General features: G+C 34.6%; 21 protein-coding genes and 1 tRNA gene. 17 read left to right on the top strand and 5 right to left on the bottom strand.

What is annotated here, in order from left to right:
- Nucleotides 1–3: 3 nt before the first annotated feature.
- Complete coding sequence (nrfD, locus tag UCH001_RS11170; protein WP_067177854.1) at nt 4–840, bottom strand: NrfD/PsrC family molybdoenzyme membrane anchor subunit; 837 nt, start codon at nt 838–840, stop codon at nt 4–6.
- A 123-nt stretch (nt 841–963) separates the two neighbouring features.
- Between nrfD and phnD the strand changes: the two genes are divergently transcribed.
- The 7 genes from phnD to UCH001_RS11135 all read left to right on the top strand — a co-directional run bounded on the left by phnD (nt 964) and on the right by UCH001_RS11135 (nt 10,561).
- Nucleotides 964–1,836 (top strand): phosphate/phosphite/phosphonate ABC transporter substrate-binding protein, encoded by an 873-nt coding sequence (gene phnD / locus UCH001_RS11165; protein ID WP_067177852.1) that lies wholly within the window; start codon nt 964–966, stop codon nt 1,834–1,836.
- Complete coding sequence (locus UCH001_RS11160; protein ID WP_067177850.1) at nt 1,833–3,200, top strand: sensor histidine kinase; 1,368 nt, start codon at nt 1,833–1,835, stop codon at nt 3,198–3,200. Before phnD ends, UCH001_RS11160 begins: the two co-directional genes overlap by 4 nt.
- Entirely contained in the window at nt 3,197–4,582 is a 1,386-nt protein-coding gene (locus UCH001_RS11155; protein ID WP_067177848.1) for a sigma-54 dependent transcriptional regulator, read from the top strand. The genes UCH001_RS11160 and UCH001_RS11155 overlap by 4 nt, the downstream gene beginning before the upstream one ends.
- Before the next feature lie 932 nt (nt 4,583–5,514).
- Nucleotides 5,515–6,945 carry a phosphoadenosine phosphosulfate reductase family protein gene (locus UCH001_RS11150; protein ID WP_231963932.1) on the top strand — a complete coding sequence of 477 codons (1,431 nt, stop codon included), beginning with the start codon at nt 5,515–5,517 and terminating at the stop codon, nt 6,943–6,945.
- A gap of 58 nt (nt 6,946–7,003) precedes the next feature.
- On the top strand, nt 7,004–8,503 hold the full coding sequence (locus UCH001_RS11145) for a DUF262 domain-containing protein (RefSeq protein WP_067177845.1): 1,500 nt from the start codon (nt 7,004–7,006) through the stop codon (nt 8,501–8,503).
- A 1-nt stretch (nt 8,504) separates the two neighbouring features.
- Nucleotides 8,505–9,626, top strand: coding sequence for a DUF3696 domain-containing protein (locus UCH001_RS11140; RefSeq protein ID WP_067177843.1), 1,122 nt, complete (start codon nt 8,505–8,507; stop codon nt 9,624–9,626).
- Nucleotides 9,626–10,561, top strand: a complete 936-nt coding sequence (locus UCH001_RS11135; protein WP_067177841.1) for a hypothetical protein — start codon at nt 9,626–9,628, stop codon at nt 10,559–10,561. The genes UCH001_RS11140 and UCH001_RS11135 overlap by 1 nt, the downstream gene beginning before the upstream one ends.
- Before the next feature lie 39 nt (nt 10,562–10,600).
- Here UCH001_RS11135 and UCH001_RS11130 read toward each other — a convergent pair whose 3' ends face one another.
- The gene (locus UCH001_RS11130; protein WP_067177839.1) at nt 10,601–11,209 is read right to left on the bottom strand and encodes a hypothetical protein; all 609 of its coding nucleotides are present in this window, start codon (nt 11,207–11,209) and stop codon (nt 10,601–10,603) included.
- A 102-nt stretch (nt 11,210–11,311) separates the two neighbouring features.
- Nucleotides 11,312–12,492 (bottom strand): IS3 family transposase gene (locus tag UCH001_RS11125; protein ID WP_145973094.1). Its coding sequence is split into 2 segments (ribosomal slippage): nt 11,312–12,204 and nt 12,204–12,492, totalling 1,182 coding nucleotides; the frame shifts between segments, so codons are not numbered across the junction.
- A 109-nt stretch (nt 12,493–12,601) separates the two neighbouring features.
- Between UCH001_RS11125 and UCH001_RS11115 the strand changes: the two genes are divergently transcribed.
- Nucleotides 12,602–13,444 (top strand): site-specific integrase, encoded by an 843-nt coding sequence (locus UCH001_RS11115; RefSeq protein ID WP_067177837.1) that lies wholly within the window; start codon nt 12,602–12,604, stop codon nt 13,442–13,444.
- 16 nt (nt 13,445–13,460) lie between these two features.
- Here the strand turns inward: UCH001_RS11115 and UCH001_RS11110 are convergent.
- A tRNA-Ala gene (locus UCH001_RS11110) sits at nt 13,461–13,536 on the bottom strand.
- Nucleotides 13,537–13,584: 48 nt separating this feature from the next.
- Complete coding sequence (locus tag UCH001_RS11105; RefSeq protein WP_067177835.1) at nt 13,585–14,112, bottom strand: J domain-containing protein; 528 nt, start codon at nt 14,110–14,112, stop codon at nt 13,585–13,587.
- Between the two features lie 168 nt (nt 14,113–14,280).
- On the opposite strand from UCH001_RS11105, the gene UCH001_RS11100 reads away from it, so the two are divergent.
- The 9 genes from UCH001_RS11100 to UCH001_RS11060 all read left to right on the top strand — a co-directional run bounded on the left by UCH001_RS11100 (nt 14,281) and on the right by UCH001_RS11060 (nt 22,727).
- The gene (locus UCH001_RS11100) at nt 14,281–14,667 is read left to right on the top strand and encodes a response regulator (protein WP_067177833.1); all 387 of its coding nucleotides are present in this window, start codon (nt 14,281–14,283) and stop codon (nt 14,665–14,667) included.
- Between the two features lie 2 nt (nt 14,668–14,669).
- Nucleotides 14,670–15,167 (top strand): chemotaxis protein CheW, encoded by a 498-nt coding sequence (locus UCH001_RS11095; RefSeq protein WP_067177832.1) that lies wholly within the window; start codon nt 14,670–14,672, stop codon nt 15,165–15,167.
- Between the two features lie 3 nt (nt 15,168–15,170).
- Nucleotides 15,171–17,153 carry a methyl-accepting chemotaxis protein gene (locus UCH001_RS11090; protein WP_067177830.1) on the top strand — a complete coding sequence of 661 codons (1,983 nt, stop codon included), beginning with the start codon at nt 15,171–15,173 and terminating at the stop codon, nt 17,151–17,153.
- Between the two features lie 61 nt (nt 17,154–17,214).
- Nucleotides 17,215–17,484, top strand: a complete 270-nt coding sequence (locus UCH001_RS11085) for a hypothetical protein (protein ID WP_067177828.1) — start codon at nt 17,215–17,217, stop codon at nt 17,482–17,484.
- Complete coding sequence (locus UCH001_RS11080) at nt 17,477–19,495, top strand: chemotaxis protein CheA (RefSeq protein ID WP_067177826.1); 2,019 nt, start codon at nt 17,477–17,479, stop codon at nt 19,493–19,495. Before UCH001_RS11085 ends, UCH001_RS11080 begins: the two co-directional genes overlap by 8 nt.
- On the top strand, nt 19,495–20,322 hold the full coding sequence (locus UCH001_RS11075) for a protein-glutamate O-methyltransferase CheR (RefSeq protein WP_067177824.1): 828 nt from the start codon (nt 19,495–19,497) through the stop codon (nt 20,320–20,322). The genes UCH001_RS11080 and UCH001_RS11075 overlap by 1 nt, the downstream gene beginning before the upstream one ends.
- 1 nt (nt 20,323) lies before the next feature.
- Nucleotides 20,324–21,235 (top strand): sensor histidine kinase KdpD, encoded by a 912-nt coding sequence (locus UCH001_RS11070; RefSeq protein ID WP_067177822.1) that lies wholly within the window; start codon nt 20,324–20,326, stop codon nt 21,233–21,235.
- A complete protein-coding gene (locus UCH001_RS11065) occupies nt 21,235–21,702 on the top strand; it encodes a chemotaxis protein CheD (protein ID WP_067177821.1) in 468 nt (155 codons plus the stop codon). Before UCH001_RS11070 ends, UCH001_RS11065 begins: the two co-directional genes overlap by 1 nt.
- Nucleotides 21,699–22,727: a chemotaxis response regulator protein-glutamate methylesterase gene (locus UCH001_RS11060; protein ID WP_067177819.1), complete on the top strand. Its 1,029-nt coding sequence runs from the start codon at nt 21,699–21,701 to the stop codon at nt 22,725–22,727. The genes UCH001_RS11065 and UCH001_RS11060 overlap by 4 nt, the downstream gene beginning before the upstream one ends.
- Nucleotides 22,728–22,731 lie beyond the last annotated feature (4 nt).

The following is a 22,731-nucleotide window of genomic DNA, read 5'->3' as shown; positions in this document are numbered from 1 at the left end:
TCCTTATACTGCTTGACCAAGATATACAACTAAGTTTTTAAGGAAGAAGCTTCCTATCACAATAATTGAAAATGTTGGAATGGCGACTGCTTTGAGGGATAATTTATTCAAAATAACCAATGTAAAAATAATCAAAGGTGCAATAAGCCCTAATAAGATACTTAGAACCCAGAATTCCATACTAAAACTACTTATGAGAACATCATAAGCATGTTTAGAAGAAGCTGTTGTAAGAGCTAAATTGTAAACCCATGCAAAGACAGCTGCTAACTCCAGTGTTAAAACCATATTGATAATAAGTGGGAGTTTAAAGCGTGTGACAAGATTTTCCAAACTTTCTAGATTTAGCAGAATCATTAATGATACGCCTGAAAGAATAGAGGAAACAAAGAAAATCACAGGAATGGCATTATTCCATGGCTCTTTGGCAATGCCTGAGAGCAAAAATCCATGATATAAGCCTACTAAGCCTGCAAGAATGGCACCTGCATAAATGACTTTTGAGCTAAGAGAAGCAACACCGCTCGTAAGAGCTTTAAAGGCGATAAGAAGCGCAACGGCTGCAAATGCACTTTGTAAAAAAATACCAATGGACATAAACGATGTTGGATTAACCGCATAAATCGTTTTAATCACGTTCAATGGTCGACCAAGTTCTGTGAGAAGTAGAAGCAATCCTGCTATCACTAAAAGCGGTGCAATAACAAATGATTTTTTAACAAAACCCTCGTAAATTTTCGCATCGACATAGTAAAGTATAACCCCCACAAGGAAGGCACCTACACCTAAACCACCCAAGAACAGATCTAAAGAGACCCGTACATCCCACAATAAATTCATCATGGACTCCTTTAAAGTTTTTTGAACTTTTCTTCAAGTACAATGTGTTAACTGCAATTAATGTGCCAACTTTGAAAACCCCATAAAATAGGGAATTTTTAAGAAAAAAGGAGCTTCGAAGAGATGAAAAACGATCAAATTTTGACCAGTGCCTTTCAAAAATTTACCATGTTTTTTTTGCTACTAATGTTGCCTTTTTCACTCTATGCCAAAGTAAAAATAGTCCTTGGTCTTACAGGAACTGTTTTCAAAGATGATCTCAAAAATTTTATGGATTGGGAAAATTATTTAGAGCATAAAATCAGTGATTTTGATGTACAAATACGTTTTTCAAAGACTTATGCAGAAATGAATACACTTATCAAAGAAAATAAAGTAGATATTGCTTATGTTTGTAACTCAAGCTATACTAAATTGGATAAAGATGGTACTGGGAAAATTTTAGTTATCCCTATTTTTGATGGAAGTGATCAATATTATTCTTATATTATTGCCAAAAAAAATAGTCGATTCAATTCGCTGGCAGATTTTAAAGGAGCTATTTTTGCCTTTACTGATCCAGAGAGTAATTCAGGAGCAACAGCACCTAGTTATTATATGCTTAGTCATGGGATGGATCCTAAAACATTTTTCAAATCATACATTTATACCTATGAACACGGCGAATCGATCAAAGCTGTGATTGATGGGTTTGTGGATGGTGCAAGCGTAGATAACATTGTCTATACCCGTTTTGCCCAAAAGCACCCAGAACAGATTGAGCAACTTAAAATTGTTCAAATATTGGGACCTTATACTAATTCTCCTATTGTCGCAAGAAGTGCATTACCCAAAAAACAGTTTGAAATGTTACAAAAAGCTTTTGCAACAATGCATTTAGATCCTTATGGAAAAAGTATTTTAGAAAAACTCTCGCTGGACCGTTTTGATCTTCCATCAGGTCAAGATTTTTCAAATGTAGCAAAAATGCTTGAAGTTATTGAACAGAGACAATGAAAAAATTCGTTGATTATCTTTTAGCTCTCTCTGTTCAAGTTAAATTAGCAACGCTTATTTTTTGGGTTGTTGTTACAATCTCTTCTGTCTCTATTTTAATCAACATTGATATTCATAAAAATCATACGAATCAGATTATTGATGAGCTCATTAAGACCAATATTAATTCTAATAAAGCTTTTGTAAGTGATTTTATTCTAACTAGTAATCAGTGGGAGCTTTATAAATTTCTCAAAACATTAAGTTCTAGCAGTATGATCGAAAGCTCTGGTTTCATTGACACAAATAATGTTATCGTTGCTCATACTGATACAGAACATTATCGTCTAGGAGATACCTTTAGAGAGTTTGATACTTACACTGTTGTCCCTTTTGAACAAGATGGCGTTACCTTTGGCTCTTTTGTTCTTAAAGTGAAAAACCAAACACTCTTTAGTATGCTGCAAGATACCTTTTTGGCACAGTTCATTCTTTTAATTATGGTCGCACTTCTTTCGCTCATTATCGCTAATATATTTATGGGAAGATTGCTGGGAAGGCTTAATCTTCTTTCCAATAATGCAACAGCGATGATTGAAAAACGTTGGGATGATATTACAATATATCAAGGAAAAGAAAACGATGAAATAACTCGTATTATTGAAAAAACGACACAGCTCATGCATGAACTTAGAGAATCTATTGAGAAAGAAGAAAAGAATGCACGCATTTCACATTCATTGATTATTTTAGGAGAAATTGGTTCTTCTTTTGCTCATGAAGTGAAGAATTTATTGCAACCTTTAAAACTTTTACTCTCTCCAGCACAAGTGCCTGATAAAGAGGATATGCCTATCATTCACGGCACACTAGCACGCATTGATCATCAAGTAGTAGATTTTTTGGCTCTTGCTAAACCCGCAGATTTTAAGTACGAAAACCCTTTACTTGTCAAACCATTTGTAGAAGAATCTATTGCGCTACTGCGTGCTTCGTTAAGTGCAAAACATTTAGGGATTGAAAGTCATGTTGAAGAGGATTTAAAAGTTAAAATGGGCGCAAATGCTATTGAAATTATTTTGATCAATTTATTGAATAATGCCATTGATGCAGCATTCCAATTAAGTACTATTGAAATAACATGGAAAAGGGCAGATCAAGTAGGATTCTCCATTTTATGTGTCAAAAATAGTGGTGAAAATATGGATGAAAAAACTAAGACAAATCTTTTCAAACCTTTTTTTACTACTAAAAAAGAGGGGTCTGGTTTGGGACTTTTTAGTATTTATAAAATTGTTTATTTATCCAATGGCTATATCGAATTTGAAAGTCAAAAAGAACAGACAACGTTTTGTCTTTATATCCCATGTGAAGAGGTTGCATGAAAATCGCCATCATTGATGATCAACAAGAAATTCGCTACTCAGTTGCTAAAATTTTACAACGCAACCAACATACACCGTTGCAGTTTAATGGCGAAGAGTTTGAACTTTCTTTAATGATTGAAGAACAAGGTGTTGAGCTTTTGATTGTTGATGTTATGTTAGGTGAAAATCTTACAGGGATTGATTTGATTAAGCAGTTTAAAAAAGCAGGGTTGAATCTTCCCATTATTTTGATGACAGCTTATACTACGCCTACAAATATGATCGAAGCATCAAAAATTGGTATTAAAGACATTTTACAAAAGCCTTTTGATGAGTCACAACTTTTAGAATTGGTTGAAAAATACACACACCCCTCAAGCAAAGAAAAGAGCGCAAAAAAATCGATTAAGCAAGGAGAAGAGGAATTTGTAGGCTCTTATGAAACGATGAAGGAGATCTATAAAAAGATTGGTATTGCTGCAAACAATGATCTTGCTATACTTATTTATGGTGAAACAGGTACAGGTAAAGAACTGATCGCTAATCTTATACATACCAATTCTGAACGAAGTGCACATCCTTTTATTGCTGTCAATTGTGCATCAATTCCTAAAGAATTGTTTGAGAGTCAGCTTTTTGGGCATGAGAAGGGTTCTTTTACGAGCGCCGATAAACAGCATATTGGTTTTGCAGAACAAACGGGAGAAGGAACACTCTTCTTAGATGAAATTGGTGAACTAGACATTGAACTTCAAAGCAAGCTTTTACGTTTTTTAGAGACAAAGAAGTTTAGACGTGTTGGAGGAACTAAAGAACTTCATTTTGAAGGACGCATTATCAGTGCAACCAATGCTAATCTCAAAGAACAAAGTCAACAAAAAAGTTTTCGAGAGGATCTTTACTTTAGGCTTTCAATGCTCACTATTACGATGCCAACACTCAAAGAGCGGATTCAAGATATTCCTATTTTATGTGAGCATTTTATCGCCAAAGCAAATCGTGATCTCAAAACAACAATTAGTTCTATCTCTGAAGAAGCCATCAAAAAACTTTTACAACATCACTGGAGAGGTAACATTAGAGAGTTACGCAATACAATCTATAGTGCCTGTTTGAATACTAGCGATGATATGATTAAGGCAGATGATATCAAGGAATTCGAAGATACATCATCGTATGAAAAAAAGGGTATTGAACAATTTTGTCGTGATTTTTTAGAACAAGAAGGTATTGAAAAGGCATACGAATTAGAACACATGATGCAAAAGTCTTTTTTACAGGTAAGCTTCGCTCTTTGTTCGAATATTACACAGCTTTCAGCATTTCTCAATATTTCGCGAAATACACTTAAAAAACAACTAAAAGAGTTCGGTATTTATGAAAGCGAAGAAGATAAATGAAGAAAAGTCCCCTGACAATCGTAATCTTCCTCATTCAAGTAATATGGATATTTTCCCACAATAGCTGAATAAATACAATAAAATTAAAAATATGTCTAAGAGTTCCGTTAGTTAGAATAATCATAAAAATTTTCCAATATTTATAATTTATTCCAAATAGGAGAATGGATTTATCTTTGGAAGGATTTTTTGCTTAAAAAAATAATTTAGTTTCGATTTTTTTAAGAAAATTACACGAGATATTTTAAAAAATAATCAAATATTTTGTGTGGGGGAAATAGTGGGGGATGGTGATTTGCTAAAGATTTTATAATCAGGTAAAAATCCCTAAAATAGGTGGTGGAGTGTAGGGGGATCGAACCCCTGACCTCAACGCTGCCAGCCTACGAGGATGCTTTGAAGTATCCTAATTTATGGTATGACTGCTTGTCGGAAGTAGTCATTTTCACTTTTTTTACATAATGAATTTGGCACATTCTTGGCACAATTTATTATTCACTCTTCTTCTTTAATCATATCGAACAATCATCAATTTTCTGGGTTCTAAAAATCTCTCAAGAAAGCACATCTATTTTTTTTAGCAGTATATCAGCAGTGAGACAGCAGTAAAAAAAGCCCTTAAAATAGACATTTTAAAGGCTGTTAGCAGTATGACAGCAGTGAATTAGCAGTTATTCTTATATAAACTAAACAAAACCTAATAAGATGATATTTATAAATAAATATCTCTCTATCTTAAAAAAAGAATGAAGACAGGATAGTAAGTTAAATACTTAATTATATATAGTGCATAAAGTATTTGTAGAGGTTATGGCTTTATCAATTTTACAGTACAAAAAAGACTTTTATTGGGTTAATCAGCTTTCTTATAATAAGAATTTATATATAATCTTATCATGACATACTCAAATCTTGAAATTCCTGATCTGGAAATGAAAATAGATCAAGCCATTCAACTGTTAGAATACTATTATCTACATGATACAAGAAATCTATGCCTCGCATTTAGTGGTGGAAAAGATAGTACCGCGGTTGTGTATTTGACATTTGCAATGCTTCATAAATTGCGACAAAATTCACTTGAATCTCAAAAGCCTATTTATATTATTAATTCCAATACACTTGCAGAGCTTCCTCCTTTATTAGAGCATTTAGAGTTAACATTAAACAAGATTAGACAGTATGTATCAGATCATAATTTCCCTGTTATCGTAAAAGAAGTTTTTCCAGAAACAAAAGACACATTAAATGTTCAACTTTTAGGTGTTGGTATGCCTCCTCCATCATCGACTTTTAGATGGTGTACCGATAAACTAAAAGTAAATCCTATAGATAGACAAATTCAAGAGTTATTCCCATCTGGTGAGTTTATCTCTGTTATTGGCACACGTAAAGATGAAAGTTTCGATAGAAACCTTAGAATTGAAAAATTATCTGTCAAAGGTACAAATCTAAAGATCAATGACAGATACCCAAATGCAAGCAATTTAATGCCTATTGAAAATTGGACAACAAAAGAAGTTTGGGAGTATCTACTAAAACAAACCAACGATCTTGTCAATATAGATTTTCTATGGCAACTATACAGTGATGCAAGTGGCAAAGATGCAAATGAGTGTACCTTTGTTGCAGCTGGTGGTAAGCATATCGATGAAGGCAAGATAGGTTGTGGTGTTTCTCGCTTTGGTTGTTGGCAATGCTATATGGTCAGAGACAACGATAAAAGCTTAGACGGTTTAATGAATAGTGGCTATGCCAATGTAGATCTATACAAAGCTTATCGTGATTGGTTTTGGAATTTTACACAACAAGGTTGGGAAAAAACTCGTGATGTTTATCATCATAGATTTCATACTCGCGAGATCTACAACAAAGGTGATGAGCAAAGTGCCAAATTTGGGATGACAATGCCTCGTGGCTTAACACTAAAAATTCGAAAAATTGCGTTTAAAAAGTTCCTTGAATTGCAAGATCAATTAAATATTTCGATCATTACACCAGAAGAAATTGTTTTAATTCAAGAAAGATGGTTAGATGAAGGTGATTTAGAATTAACAGCTTTAAGATTGGCAAAAAAACATAAAATCAAAATTCACAAAAGTGCAAAATTGCTCTCATGCAGATCTGCTTCAAAGAAAGCTAAAGACTACTATAAAATCGAGCTTTTCAAAAAACCTTTTAGTAAAGAATTTTCAATTTTAACACTTAAACGTTTCGCAATTCAATATACTCTGAATCCTGAAAAAATTCAGAAAAAATTCTTTCCATCCAAAAAAGAAGAAAATCATATTAGAAAAGAATGGCATATTAGTCAAAAAATTTTCTGTAATCATGTTTTTAGTAATTTGTTAGAAAATATCTAACAAATACTAAAGGCAAAAAATAATATTGTTATACACTTTGTGTATAAAGGGAAGCTATATGATCTTAACACCATCTCAAAATGAAAAATTTGATAAGGCTGCCTCATATGAAGAAAAAGCAAAAGCGGTTTTCAAAAAAGAAATTGGAGTTCCAATTGGTTTAGCTTATCAAAAATATGTAGAAGAACAAAACACATCTGATTTAAAACGATACGCAATTAAAGATATTATTTTATTCAAATTTAGCCAATGTAAAGAACTATACGATAAGTTTTTAAAAAATTGTCATACTTTTAACAATAAAAATATACAGGAAAAGGCATTAGTTTATTATGACTTTTTATTAGAGCGTATTCCTCAGGAATGGGTTCAAAATGAATGTAATTATAATAACCCAAGAGATATTGAGGAAGAAGATTTTGAAGAAAGTTCAAAATTATATAACATAAATGAAATTGATATTTCTACGCAAAAATTTACAGTTCAAGCAGTTTATAAAAAAGTTACATACGAAGAAATTGATATGAATCCTGATTTTCAAAGAAGTAAAGTTTGGACTCTTAAACAGAAAACGCTATTGATTGAATCGTTATTGATTAATATACCTATTCCAGCATTTTATATAGATGCACGATCTTCTTGGAAGTGGAATGTTATTGATGGAGTGCAAAGATTAAGTACCATAATAGACTTTATAAATAATGATTTTCTTTTGAGCGATGACTTAGAATATTTAGATTTAAAAGGTCGAAAATTTGAAACATTAGATCGTAGATACCAAAGGAGAATTGAAGATTATGAATTAACCTTTAATATGATTAAACCAGGTACACCTACTGATGTGGCTTTCAATATCTTTACAAGAATCAATACACTTGGAACACCTTTGAGTGCACAAGAAATTAGACATGCTATGAATATGGGAACGGCTACAGATTTTTTAACAGACCTAGCAAGTATTCATGAATTTCATATAGCAATTTCTGAAAAAAATTATGTCGCATTATCAAAAAGAATGAATGAAAAAGCCCTAATTTTAAGATATCTTTCTTTCAAATTATTGGGTTATTGCCAGAAAGATGCAACTGATGAAGATGGATATGGTGGAAAATTAAAAAATGATATGAATTCATTTTTAGTAAGAGGAATGCAAAAGTTAAATAAACTAGATCCTAAAAAAAATCCCGATGATAAAGAATTTCTTGATAATTTAAAAAATGAATTTAGAGAGAATATGATAAAAGTATATATGGTATTTGGAGAAAATAGCTTTAGAAAATATTTTTCAATAAAAAGTGATAGAAAAGCACCTATAAATCTACCTTTATTTGAAACTATTACCTATACCGTATCTCAATATACTGTGGATGAACTCTCGACATACAAAGATGATCTATATCATGAATTTCTTGTATTATTTAATGAAAAAGATACCAAAGAAAACGAAGTTCAAGGAAAATTTTTAGATTGGATTTCAAATGCGACAAATAACCCAGATAATGTTAAAAAAAGATTTAATAAAGTAAAAGAAATATTTCAAAAAGTTATAGGTCATTAAAATGAAACAATTATATATTGAAAATTTTAAGGGTATTGAATCAGAAAACATTAGTTTCAAAAAGCTTACTGTTCTTGCAGGCGAAAATGGTGCAGGTAAATCAACAGTTATTCAAGTATTATCAATAATAAAGCAATCATATGACATACATAAATTGCCGATTGAAAATATAAAATCATTTTATTTAAATGATTATTATTGCGAATTAGGAACCTTTAGAGATATTTTATATTGTGAAGCAAAACAAGATTTGATGCTGTTTGGTTTTAGAAATGAAGGCGAAGAAGTTTTTTTTGAGTGTGTTGAAGATAAAGAAAATACAATGCAACTTAAAATAAATCATATCTCTCTAAAAGGTATTCCTCTCACTAGAGGTAAGAAAAACTTTGTTGATCGATTTATGTCAGACTTCGACTTTATAAGTGCTGATCGCTTCGGGCCAAAAACATTTTATCATGTAGATGGTAATTTCTCAACAAAGAAAGTGGGTAAATATGGAGAATATACAGGGGTATTATTAGGAAAATTAAAATCTGATCATGTTTTTTTTCATAATCTAAACAAAGTTTTACAAAATATTTTTGGGTATGTAGAAATCTTAGCGGATCATCTTGATGGTGTAAATATTTCATTACTTCAAATTACAAACTCTACAACAAAAAGCTTAGGATATAAGAACCCTGTTAATATGCCTTATGGTGTAAGTTATGTTTTACCAATTATTGTCAGTTGTTTATTAAGGGATCCTAGTAGATACAAGAAACATGAAAAAAAAGAATTTGAGTCAATAATTGAAAATCCTGTTGTTGTCGTCGAAAATCCAGAAGCCCATTTACATCCTGCTGCTCAATCAAAATTAGGAGTTTTTCTTGCGCAAATGGCTGCTAATGGAGTTCAGATTATTTTGGAAACACACAGTGATCATATTATCAATGGTATCCGTAAAGCAATAAAAAATAAAATAATTTCACATCAAGATGTTATTTTTAATTTTTTTGAAAAAAGTGAAAATGTTGGAGAAAACAATATATTTGAGATATATCCATTTGAAAATGGAGTATTGTCTAATTGGCCAAAAGGATTTTTTGATCAATATGAAAATGATTTACTTGAGCTAATATAATGTATTGTTTCCTAAATTATTTTGCATTTGAAAAAGCTAAAGAGGGTATCAACGATTCTCATATTTTGCAAACACTGAGAGATATCTTTTCCTTTTCTTCATTATTGCATAAACATAGTATATCTTTGATCATAAATCAGAACTTATTAAATACTTATGTAAAGGGAGATCTTCTTAAAAATTATTTATTAAAGATAGAAGAAGCTGATATAAGAAGAGCATTATTGAGTAAGTTTACTAATTATCATCCTTTTTGTTCAGATACGTATGATGCATATGGTGACAATGAAGTGATTATGTTAGGGAATTGTCATGAGCTTTCTACAAAAATAGATATTATTGGCAATTTTCTGGCTTGTGCAATGTATAATAATTCTTCTATTGTTACACCAGACAAGCTGTGTAGTAGAGAAGCATTTTTCGGGGATAAAATTAATATATCTTGTGAGCATTCACAGTATGAATTATATAACTTTTGCCTAAGCAAGCATGAAACAATGCTTTTAGAATATCTTGAAAATAAACATAAAGCCGAATATGCAAATATCTCGACATGGCAAGAGTACCAAAACTATGTAAATTCTAATTTTAAATATGTTGAAATTCTTAATGATTGTATTAGTACTTTATTACCATATGCTTGGGGATCAATTCAGCAGAGAAATGTACTTGAAGATATTAGTAATATTAATACATTTATAGAAGCAAATGGTGGGAACCCCTTACATGTAAACTTTTCGAAGCTTGGAAAGCATATTAATGAGGAAACATCCAATAAGCAATCTAAGCGAAAACATAGGCTAACCAAAAAAGATAAAGATAATAATTCTATTATCCTTTCATGGCATACAAGAATAGGAGATTATAGACTTTATTTTTATTTAACTGATAGTAAAGTTTATTTTGTATTTTTTACACCCAAAATACCTGATTAGTTAATAAGGCAAGTTTTGTATTTTTGAAGTATAGTTAAATTACTTACAAAGCGTATGATTGTTTTTTTGATTTTCAATAGTTTTTTGTATATTAACATAATTGTGTTTTTTCAAAATATCAAATTTTTCTTTCTCATGTTTTTTTGTATCAATATCTTCAATATTGTCAATCTCTTTTTGAATAAGATTATAAAGAGAATGTAATTTGCCAATGGCGCTGTTGAAATCTTCTAAATTTTTTATTTTCTTTGGATCAAGAGTTTTACCACCAAGAATGGTTTTGATTTGGTGATTATTTTCATAAATGTCACATGCACTATAAAGTCTTTCAATACGATCCATAGCATTATTTGCTGATTGCACTAGTGTAGATTTATATTGTAGTAGCACAGTGATTGTCAACATTAGAAATGCTAAGACATTAAAATGACCACCTAGAAAATCGCCCCATTGTCCTAGTTTTTCTAAAGAATAGGGAGGTTTGTCATATAAAGTAAAGTTTTTATTTTCTGAAGCATTCACATCGTATTTAAGAGAATAACCATCTGTGTAATATATATCTGTGAAAGTTATTCCATAGCGTATATTTAAATATGCATCAAAAAGTGTAATTAAAAATACTATGGTTATAGTATAAATTAGAATCATATATATTGTTTTTTGAACTAATTTTGGAAAATATCTCCACATAGCTATAATAAATGTAGGAGTGATCTGTCAACACTTTATGATACACAGAAATAAATATGTCTAGGCACTCATATCGTTTTGTAACAGTTTATTTTCAAAATCCACTGGTGACAAATAACCATTACTAGAGTGCAACCTCTGTCTATTATAAAACACTTCGATATATTCAAATATAGCTTGATTTGCTTGGCTCCTTGTTTCAAATTTCATATGGTGCGTAAGTTCTGTTTTTAAAGAATGAAAGAAACTCTCGGCAACAGCATTATCATAACAATTTCCCTTAGCACTCATACTTTGGACGATGCCATATTCTTTAAGCATGGCTTTATGGGCATCGGAAGCATATTGACTGCCACGATCGGTATGCCAGATGACACCCTGCGGAGGATTGCGTTTTTTAAGCGCCATAAAAAGCGCATCGTTGACAAGTGTTGCACTCATATGTGCATCCATAGACCAACCAATAACTCTTCTTGAATATAAATCAATGACGACAGCTAAATAGAGCCATCCTTCTTGTGTCGGGATATAGGTTATATCACCTACATACATTTGATTAGGAACTGAGGCATAAAAATCTTGTTGAATTCGATTAGGGGCAATAGCATAGGTATGATTGGAGTTGGTGGTAAGAACTCTAAAACGACGTTTATTGCGACAACTTAGCCCAAGTTTTTTCATAATCCTTGCAATACGTCTACGAGAGACGATCAATCCATAGAGTTGTTCAAGTCTCTTTTTCATTCGGCGTGTGCCGTACGTTTGATAAGTGCTAAGAAAAATATCTTGAATCATGGTGTTTAATACCATATCTTCTTGCCTCTCTATTCGAAGCCATCGATAATAACAGTTACGAGAAACCTCTAATAAATGGCACATGTGCGCAATATTGAATTCATTACGATGCTCTTTAATCCAGGCGTACTTCAATGAGCTTCTTTCGCGAAGAACGCCGCTGCCTTTTTTAAAATATCTCTCTCTATCTTCAACTTTGAGTTCTCTTTACGCAGTCGTCGATTCTCCTCTTCAAGACTTTCTTTGGGTGAACTATTGGTAGTTCGGTTCGGTAATTCAGAAATTAAGTGATGCTTTTTCCTATAGTCTCGTAGCCACGCATACAGTGTTTTATCACTCATCCCTAAATCTTGTGCTATTTGATAGGCTGATTTTTCACTATTGAGGGCTAATTGTATTGTTGAGTTTTTAAACTCTTGAGTATATTTCTGAGCTTTGTTGACCATATTATCAATCCTTCCTTATTATGTAGAAATCTTATCATTTCTGTGTCCTAATAAGTGTAGCCAGATCAATCTTCTATACTCAGAGAAGTGCAAGAGTTATGAAAGCATTGTGCGGTATGTTGATCGTGTTGTTAAACACTTTGGTGAAGATCGTGATGTCGCTGGGATTACGCGCCTAGACGTTAAAGATTTTCTAAAGTCCTTAAATATTAAGGATGTATCTAAAAAAAACTATCTTGCAGCAGTCAGTGGCATTTTAGCTTTGGCCGTAGAAGATGAATACATCGAAACGAACAAAGCTCAAAACATTTCTTTATCGGATGATGGTGAAGAAATTAACCCTTTTACTGTCGATGAAGTTCAAAGGATACTCGCAACGGCAACAGGTACATTCAAGGATATGCTTGGCATTCTTTTCACCATGGGGATGAGACCTAGTGAATTGATTGGATTGATGTTACCTAATGTGGGGAAAGAGTATATTGTCATCAAAGAGGCAATAGTCAGAGGTCGTAAAGGTGACACTAAAACAAAGTCATCTAAAAGAAAAATACCTATCAGGAATGAGGCGAGACCTTATTTCGATAATTTGCTATCTACTCAAGGCAGAAAGAGCTTATATCTAGTGGTGAACAATCAAGGTGAACCTTACTGGGATATTGGATCAGTTAGAAAGAAATGGAAAGGCTTGCTTGAGGAATGTGGTATAACCCATCGCAAACTTTATGCAACAAGGCATACTTTTATCTCCCATATGTTGCTCTCAGGGGTACGTGCACCTATTATCGCTGAATATGTAGGGCATGAAGACGTAAGATTGATACAGTCAGTTTATGGACATTACATAGATGGAGAGCTTATAAAATTGGACGCTACTCATAAGCTTTATGATACGGAGTCTGGCACACTTTCTGGCACACCTAACATTTTGACGGATGGTGGAAGTGCTTGAAAATTCGGTGGTATCGTGGTGGAGTGTAGGGGGATCGAACCCCTGACCTCAACGCTGCCAGCGTTGCGCTCTCCCAGCTGAGCTAACACCCCATTTGAAGAAAGAAAGTATTTTACCAAGTGAAACTTAAAGATTGGTTTTTATGCAGCACATTTTTTCATTTTTTCTATCTTTATAGCAGTATATGCCTCTTGAATTTTCTGAAACTTTGCTGTACAATTTTTCACACTGCTTGCGTCCTTAGACGCGATACTATCAGGGTGATAGGCTTTGGCGAGCGAAAGGTATTTTCGTCGAATGCTTTCCATACTTTCTGTTTCATCTGCATTCAATACAGAGTAAGGATCATTAGATGCCATAAGCTTTTGAGTAGAGCATTGTTGGCGTTTTTTCTTAACAAGTTTTATAGGTCTATTTGACGCCAAAAGAAGCTTTTCTAAAAAAGCGGAATTATGGGTTTTTGAAGCAAAAGCGCACGTATAATATAAAGAGGTTAAAAACGCTTTTCGCCTTTTGTCTTCATGCGATATTTCAAAATTGATGAGTGTTTCATTAACCCAAAAAGAGCGTCCCAAAGAGTGCGTTAAGACACGGCATATGTGTAAGTAATGAGATGAGTTTTCTGCAACATGAATGGTAATTAAATCTGAAGTGAGATGCAGTTTCATAGTTTCTCCTTTGCTTTAGGATTAAAGCAAAATCAATTCCTTTCCAAAAACGCCTTTTTTCGCCGTTGTTAACGCATTTTTAATATTCTTTAAGTTATATTTTCACGTAATTCATGTGACATTTGTCACGAAATTGAAAATGTCTTGGACTAATAGAAAGGAGATGACGTGAGTAAACGAGTGATTTTAGTGGATGATTCTAAAACAATTCTTGCAACAGCACAAATGGCTTTGGAGGAGATGGTTAACAAAGGGATCATTCAGTTTGCTACCTATCTCAATCCTGCTGAGTTGCGTGACGCTCTTGTCAGTAGTAATGAGGATTACGATTTGTTGATCAGTGACATTAATATGGCGCAGATGAGCGGACTTGACCTTGCAACCGAACTCAAAAGTCATGAAAAATTTAAAAACAGACCGATTTTAATTCTTACAACAGAAAGCTCTCCGGAAATGAAAGCACGCGGAAAAGCCATCGGTGTGACAGGATGGATGGTCAAACCTTTTAGCGATGACAAGCTTGTCAAAGCAATCAACATGGTACTGGGGTTATAACAATGGAGCCAGCCAAACGAGCAGAATTAGCGAATAATCGCTTTTTGACTTTTTATTTGGAAGATGAAGTGTATGGTGTGAACATCGGTGATGTTAAAGAGATCATTGCGATGATGAAGACCACTCCTGTACCTAAAACACCCAAGTTTATCAAAGGTGTTATGAATTTGAGAGGTAACATTATCCCTGTAGTCGATATGCGTCTTAAATTTGATATGCCTACTATTCCTCCACAGATGTACACTGCCATTGTAATTATTAAATTAGCAGAAAAATTGATTGGTTTTATTGTCGATAAAGTGGAAGAAGTCATTAATGTTGATGATGAACACCTCAGTATTCCTCCAGAATTTGGAGGGCATATTGATACAAGATTTATCAAAAATATGGCGCAGTACAAACAAAAAGTTGTCATGATCTTAGATTTGATTGCTTTATTTGGAGATGAAGAGTTAGAAATGGTTCAAAATTTGAGTAAAACAGTTAGCGATAAAGGATAAAACATGGGACATACGATGACATTAGGTAAAAGAATTTCTATCGGGTTTGGAATTCTAGTGGTAATTACAGTAATTTTAGGTTCTATTGGTGTTGTCAATATGAGAACGGCAGCAACAAATTCTAAGACGCTTTCTGAGATGTATGTCCCTGAGGTAGATTTAGCTATGAATTTGTTTAAAATTGCTAATCAGATACGCTACGATATGCGTGGGTATGTTTATAGAGAAGATGACGCATCGCTAACCAATGCAAAGAAAAATTTTACAGAACTTAAAAATGAGTTAGCAAAAGCAGAGACATTAGGAAAACAGTATCAGCTAAAAGGGCTATTGGAAAATGGAAAAATGATCTCTAAAGGCTTAGCAGATTATGTGGCTTCTGCAGAACGCATTGAAAAGTTATTGATTAAAAAAAGAAGCTACGATGTTACCATGGTAGAGAATGCAGCGAGTATTTTAAAATATACAGATGAATATGTTAAAAATCAAGAGAAAAAATTACGTCTTGAAATTGATGAAAAAGCACCTGCTCAAAAGTTGCATTCAAGAGCAGAAAATATTGAAACTATGCATAAAGTTATTGAGATCATTACACACGCAAGAGTATATGGACAACGTGCTCAATTAAAAAATGACATTACAATGTTAGAAGGGGCTATTCAAAAATTTGATTCAGCCTATAAGTTATTAGAGAGACTTAAAGCAAACTCACAGACTAATGAGGGTTTAGAAACATTAAAAGAGATTGAGGCAGCTGCTAAATCGTATGAAAATATGTTAAAAGGCTTTGTGGTAGTTATGCAAGAAGTGACTAAAGAAGCTACTCTTCTTGTTACAATTGCTGCAGATGTTTTAAATGCCGCAGAAGCAGTTACTGATGTAGGGTTAGAACATGTAACAGTTATTTCTAAAGAAGCGACGTCTTCATTGAGTGATGCATCAAATTTCATGATAATAGGGTTAATTATCGCATTTATCATCAGTTTAATTATCGCTTATTTTATTATAAAAAGTATTGTAAAAGTTGTCGTTTACTCTGTTAAATCACTTTCAGAAGGGACGGCTCAAGTGGTAAGTGCCAGTGAGCAAATCAGTTCGGCTTCTGTTTCATTGGCAGAAGGAGCAAGTTCTCAAGCAAGCAGTGTGGAAGAAGTGAGTGCAACTATCGAGGAAGCAACCGCTAGCAACAATCAAAATGCTGACAATAGCCGTGAGGCAAATCTTCTTGCGCAGCACTCTAACGATGCGGCACGTCAAGGAAACCAGCAAATGGCTGATTTGATGATTGCGATGGAAAAAATTACAGATTCTTCACAAAAAATTGCAAAAATTATTAAAACGATTGATGAAATCGCTTTCCAAACCAATCTTTTAGCACTAAATGCTGCTGTTGAGGCTGCTAGAGCAGGAGAACATGGACTAGGATTTGCCGTCGTTGCAGAAGAGGTCAAAAACCTTGCAGAGCGTAGTGCAGGTGCTGCTAAAGAGATTACAAGTATTATCGAAGCAAGTATTGATCAAGTCAAGGTTGGAACAGAAGTTGCCAATCGTACAAAAGAGTCTTTTGGCGAAATCCTTGCAAGTATCAAAAAAACATCTGATCTTATTGGTGAGATTGCTATTTCTGCAAAAGAACAAGCAGAAGGAATGAATCAAATCGCTACAGCGATGGGATCAGTAGATCAAATCACTCAGCAAAATGCATCAGCATCTGAAGAGACAGCAGCAGCAGCTGAAGAGTTGAACGCTCAAGCCCTTTCAATGTTAGAAAGCGTTGCGGAAATTGCTGCACTTGCAGGATATGATATGGGAAAAGAGGCTATAAAAAGCAATTCTTCAAAACGTATTTCAACAGCAAGTTTGAGTATGCCTCCAAAGCGCATAAGCATGGCACCTAAAAAAGCAAAACCGACATTTAGTTCTACAACGAAACGCAGTAATGAAGAGGTGTTTCCTTTAGACGAAGATGATTTAAAAGAGTTCTAAATTTTATTTTGAAATTGTGGAAGAGCACTATAAGAATTTTCTTTAACGATAAGGGTAAACAATGTATATAGATGGAGATGTGCTAGAACTTGATATTGAAATGGATTTGGAAGAGGTCAAAACGTTGCAACTCTTTATCCAAGATCGCCTAAATTATATTGAGGAGATCGTTTTATTGCGTTCACGTGATGGTGTCCCATCTACATCCGCACTCTTCTCATTGCTTTTTTGGGTGAAACGCAAAAAACCTTCTATCAAGATTGAGTTTCTCGAATCGATGAATCTTAATCTTGAATCATATGGGATGATGAATTGGGTAGCACATGAGTAGAGAAAAATTAAGACAAATCTTTATCGAAGAGGCTAATGAAATCATCGAAAAGATGGACGTTGATATCTTAAATTATGAAGAATCGCCTAGTGATAAAGCACTCCTGAATGAAATTTTTCGAGGTGTGCATACGCTTAAAGGCAGTGCCAATGCTTTTAATTTCTCACGTCTAGGCGAATTTGTTCATCACTTTGAAGATGTTTTAGATTATTTTAGAAACAGCGATACGATACCACTAAGTAATGATGTAGATTTGTTTTTGGAAAGCGTGAGTGTCATCAAAGAAACACTTGTATGTGAAGTCGAAGAGAGCACACATCTTCCAACAGAATACGCCCCATGCCTTGCCAAAATTCAACATATTCTTGCTAAGGTCAATAACCTCCAAGGAGAACAAGAGTGTTCTAGTAATGATCTCGCTTCAGAATTTGGCAATGATACATTTACGCCATCTTTTCATACCATAGATGATGAGATTTTCTTAAGTGAACTTCATGAAGGCGAGATACTGTACAAAATTGGGTTAAAGCTTGATGATGACATTTATTTGCGAGGGTTTGATCACTTTTTATTTTTCAAAAACCTTTCACACGTAGGAAGGATTTTAGCTTCGTATTGGAGTGAGCCTCTGTATGAAGAAGTGTTTGATGTCGAACGCAATATGATTAAAGAAGTCATTGTGTATTTCGCAAGTACCAAAGATCAAGAGAGTGTTGCTGATATTTTCGCTTTTTTAGAAGAAGAGGAATTTTCAGTAGAGGTGATTAAAGCAAAACCTCTCTTAGAGCAAAGTGCTGTTGTAGAACAAAAAAGTGCTCCTACGGAAGAGAAAGAAGAGACAAAGAAAAGTAGCATTGTTTCTAAAAATTTTCTCAAAATTGATGCTCTTAAATTGGATGAATTATTTGATTCTATTGGCGAGTTAGTCATTGCTCAAAATTATCTGGGCGAAAATACGAAAATAAAAGCAATTGCAGATGCAGAAGTAACGAAAACAATTGAAAATCTCTCTAAGATTACGCGTTTGATTCAAAATCGTGTGATGAGTTTGCGGATGATCCCCATTCGTGATACGTTTGATAAGATGAAACGTGTGGTACGTGACTCCTCTAAAAAAGTCAATAAACCGATTCATTTAGTGATAGAAGGGGAAGAGACAGAGATTGATAAAACGATGGTTGAAGCACTTTCTGATCCTTTGATTCACATTATTCGCAATGCGATCGATCATGGTATTGAAAGCTCAATTGAGGAGCGGTTAAAAGCCGGTAAAAGTGAAGATGGCATTGTAACGCTCAGAGCCTATCATCGTGGTGGCAACATCATCATTGAAGTGAAAGACGATGGACGAGGTATTAACAAAGCTAAGGTGTATCAAAAAGCCCTAGACAAGGGCATTGTTGAAAAAGATGACATCCTAAGTGACGCTGAAATTTATGGACTCATTATGCAGCCAGGTTTTTCAACAGCAGATGTCATAAGCGATATATCAGGACGTGGCGTGGGACTGGATGTGGTTAAAACAGCCATCGAAGCGGTACGCGGAAAAGTCGATATTAGCTCCGAAGAGGGAAAAGGTACGACCTTCTCGATTGTTTTACCTTTAACATTGGCGATTATCGATGGTATGATCGTACGTTGCAGCGATAAAATTTTTATCATCCCAACATTGTGCATTACAGAATCGTTTAGACCGCAAGAAGAGAGTGTTCATAGTGCTAGAGGCAAAGAAGAGTTTGTGCAGTTACGTACAGATCTGTTGCCAATAGTTCGTTTAAATCGCGTTTTAGAATTGGATGAATGTATGCCACATCCTTGGGAATCCACATTGGTGTGTATTGAAAATGTTCGAGGTAAATTTGCACTTTTAGTTGATGAACTCGTAGGAAGACAACAGGTAGTCATCAAGACTTTGGGTGGATTTTTAGCGAAGACTGAAGGAGTAAGTGGAGGAGCTGTGATGGGCAATGGCGAAATAGCTCTGATCTTAAATGTTGAAGAGTTATACTGATGGAAAGGCTCGTTCTAAGGCGCAAGGAATTTACGCTTTTACAAGCATTTATCTATCAACATATCGGTATTAGTTTAGGTGATCATAAGATCTATCTGGTCCAAGCCAGACTTGCTAAAAGAGTCAAGCATTTAGGGTTAGAGAGTTTTGGCGAGTATTATGACTATTTAGTTGCCGATAAAAAGGGTGGAGAGCTTGAGTATCTCTCCTCTTTAATCTCAACAAATGTCACTTCATTTTTTAGAGAACAAAAACAGTGGGAGTTTTTAAAAACCCATCTTTCTTCCATTCTTGCAAGCTCAAATGGTAAGTTACGCATTTGGTCTGCGGCATGCTCGAGTGGTGAAGAGCCTTATAGCATCGCGATGTTCTTAGCAGAACATCTTCCCAATTATGCTCAGTACGATATAAAAATTTTAGCAACGGACGTTTCATCGAAGGTACTAAAAATTGCAATGTCAGGAGTCTACACGCAAAAAGCATGTATGTCTTTGAAAGAGGAGTATTTACGTAAATACTTTACTCCTGTGAGGGTGCAAGATGAGGTTCATTACCGTATCAGTGATATGCTCAAAAAACAGATTGTTTTTCGTGAATTTAATCTTGTAACAGGAGACTATAATCTCTTTGCACACAAAGCATTCGATATCATTTTTTGTCGCAATGTCATGATCTATTTTGACAAGCCAACCCAGAGTACCCTTGTGGATCGGTTTCATTCGATTTTACGTAAAGAGGGGTATCTCTTTATAGGAAGTTCTGAAGCACTTACCGATATGAAAAAAGAGTTCAAATCTAAAAGTGCTTCAATCTATCAAAAGGTGTAACATGAGTCAGATACAAAATTTTGATGATGTCAGTGATGCTGTCTTACTTGAAGAGGTCAAACGTAGGTTTGATCAAAAAAACAGTACGCTTGAGGAAATGGCTTTTTTAACGAAAAAACTTTACGTTCTCAATGAAAAGCTTAAAGAGCATGATTCTATCAAGGGTGAGTTTCTTTCTTTGATTAAAAATGTTTTTAACAACCCTTTAAGTTCTCTTCTTAACCTCTCATCAATGATGCGTAAAAATGAAGATACCCCAAAAACGCAGAAGATGAAACTGCTTTTGGATATGGAACTACGTAAACTCGATTTTCAGCTCAATAACATTTTCACTGCTGCCGAGATTGAGGCAGGTGAAATTGCCAATTATTGGAGCGAAGTGGATTTGAAGCTAATTGTAGAAGAAGTCAAAGAGGCATTTAGCTATCTTATTGAAGAGAAAGAGCTTGTATTTATCTCAGATATTGAAATTGGTCGCTTAATTGTCAGTGATGCGAAAAAGCTTCATACCATTTTTTCCAATCTGATTTCTAATGCATGCGAGTACTCATTTCCTAATAATCAAGTAATTATTCGTGCAACGATTGAAGATGATATGCTTTGCATCAGTGTGAGCAACGTTGGAGATGTCATTTCTAAAGAGTTTAAAAAAGAGATTTTTAGCCGTTTCAAAAAAGTAGGCGTACATGAGAGCAAGGCACGTACATCTGTCGATGGTTTAGGCTTAGGGCTTAGCATCGTGAGTGGTTTGGTTGAGTCGCTTGATGGTGAAGTCGATTATTGCTCCAATGAAGAGGCAACGGTTTTTACGATTAAAATGAAATTGCAAGAGTATGAAAAAGCGGAAGCACTTATGAGTGAAAGTGCCAATGAATTTATGTTTGATGATACTCAAGAGATGAAAGAGTTTTGATGCTTCCTCGTAAATTTATCCATGTTGGAGAAATTTTTGTGGGTATCAAGCCAACGGAGATTGTCACAGTGCTTGGTTCATGTGTAGGAGTTTGCTTGTATGACAAAGTCGAACTCATCGGAGGTATGAACCATTATCTGTTACCTCTTTGGAATGGAAATGGGCTAGAAAGCCCAAAATATGGCAATGTTGCCATTCCTAAACTTATTGAGAATATGGAAAATATAGGGTGTCTGAGACGCAATATGGAAGCAAAGATTTTTGGAGGAGCCAATATACATCGTGCCAATTCAGAAGGGCAACTCATAGGCCAAAAAAATGTCCTCATTGCTAAAGAGATTTTAAGACAATGGAATATCCCTATTAAGGCAGAAGATACGGGAGGCAACAACGGAAGGCGCATCATGATGATTAGCGATGCTAACCGCATTATTTTAAAATACGTTCAAAATGAGATTATGGAATGATTCGCGTTTTAATTGTAGACGACAGTGCAACAGCACGTCATAGCCTGCGTGAAATTTTGGAGAGCAGTCCAAGGGTGGAAGTCGTAGGATTGGCTGCAGATGCTTACATCGCACGAGATATGATCGTGGAGTTAAAACCTGATGTGATATGCCTTGATGTTGAGATGCCAAGGATGGATGGAGTCACTTTTTTACAAAAGCTAATGCTTCACTATCCGACTCCTGTGGTCATGGTTTCTTCTCTAACACGCAGCAGTGCAAAAGTCACATTGGATGCGCTTGAAGCGGGTGCTGTGGATTATGTTGCAAAGCCTCATTCACACATTTATGATGGGAAAGAAGAGATAAGAGAGGAGTTGATTCAAAAGGTTATTAACGCATCGTACGCAAGGGTACAAAAAAAAATTCCTCAAACTAGAAGTAAAATGAATGTTATGAGTCTTGCAGAGACAACCCATAAAGTGATTGCTATCGGTTCTAGTACCGGTGGTACAGAAGCGTTGAAGGTTGTGCTTGGCGGACTTCCAAAAAATGCTCCTGCCGTGTTGGTAGTTCAACACATGCCACAAAGTTTTTTAGAGTCATTTGCATCAAGACTCAATCAAATGTGTGCAGTGGATGTCAAAGTAGCGAGTAATGGAGAGTTTATTCAAACAGGGACAGTGTATATCGCTCAAGGCGGAAAACATATGGTCCTTAGGCGTTCAGGCGCAAACTATTTTATAGAGATTGGATTGGGTCAAAAAGTCAGTGGGCATTGTCCTAGTGTGGATGTGCTCTTTAATTCGGTTTCAAAGGTCGCAGGAAGCAATGCTATTGGTGTGATTTTAACGGGTATGGGAAGTGATGGTGCTAAGGGCCTGAAGCATATGCATGAATCGGGTGCCAAAACCATTGCCCAATCTGAAGAGAGCTGTGTGGTGTTTGGAATGCCAAAAGAGGCAATCAAATGTGGTGCTGTAGATAAAGTCGTACCGCTTAGTGAAATAAGTCAAGAGATCGTCAATCTATTGAAAAGCGAGTAAACAG

Origin of the sequence: Sulfurospirillum sp. UCH001 (genome assembly GCF_001548035.1) — a bacterium.
Taxonomy (GTDB): Bacteria; Campylobacterota; Campylobacteria; order Campylobacterales; family Sulfurospirillaceae; genus Sulfurospirillum.
The sequence above is the reverse complement of the archived record's forward strand: the minus strand, read 5'-3'. Positions and strand labels throughout refer to the sequence as shown.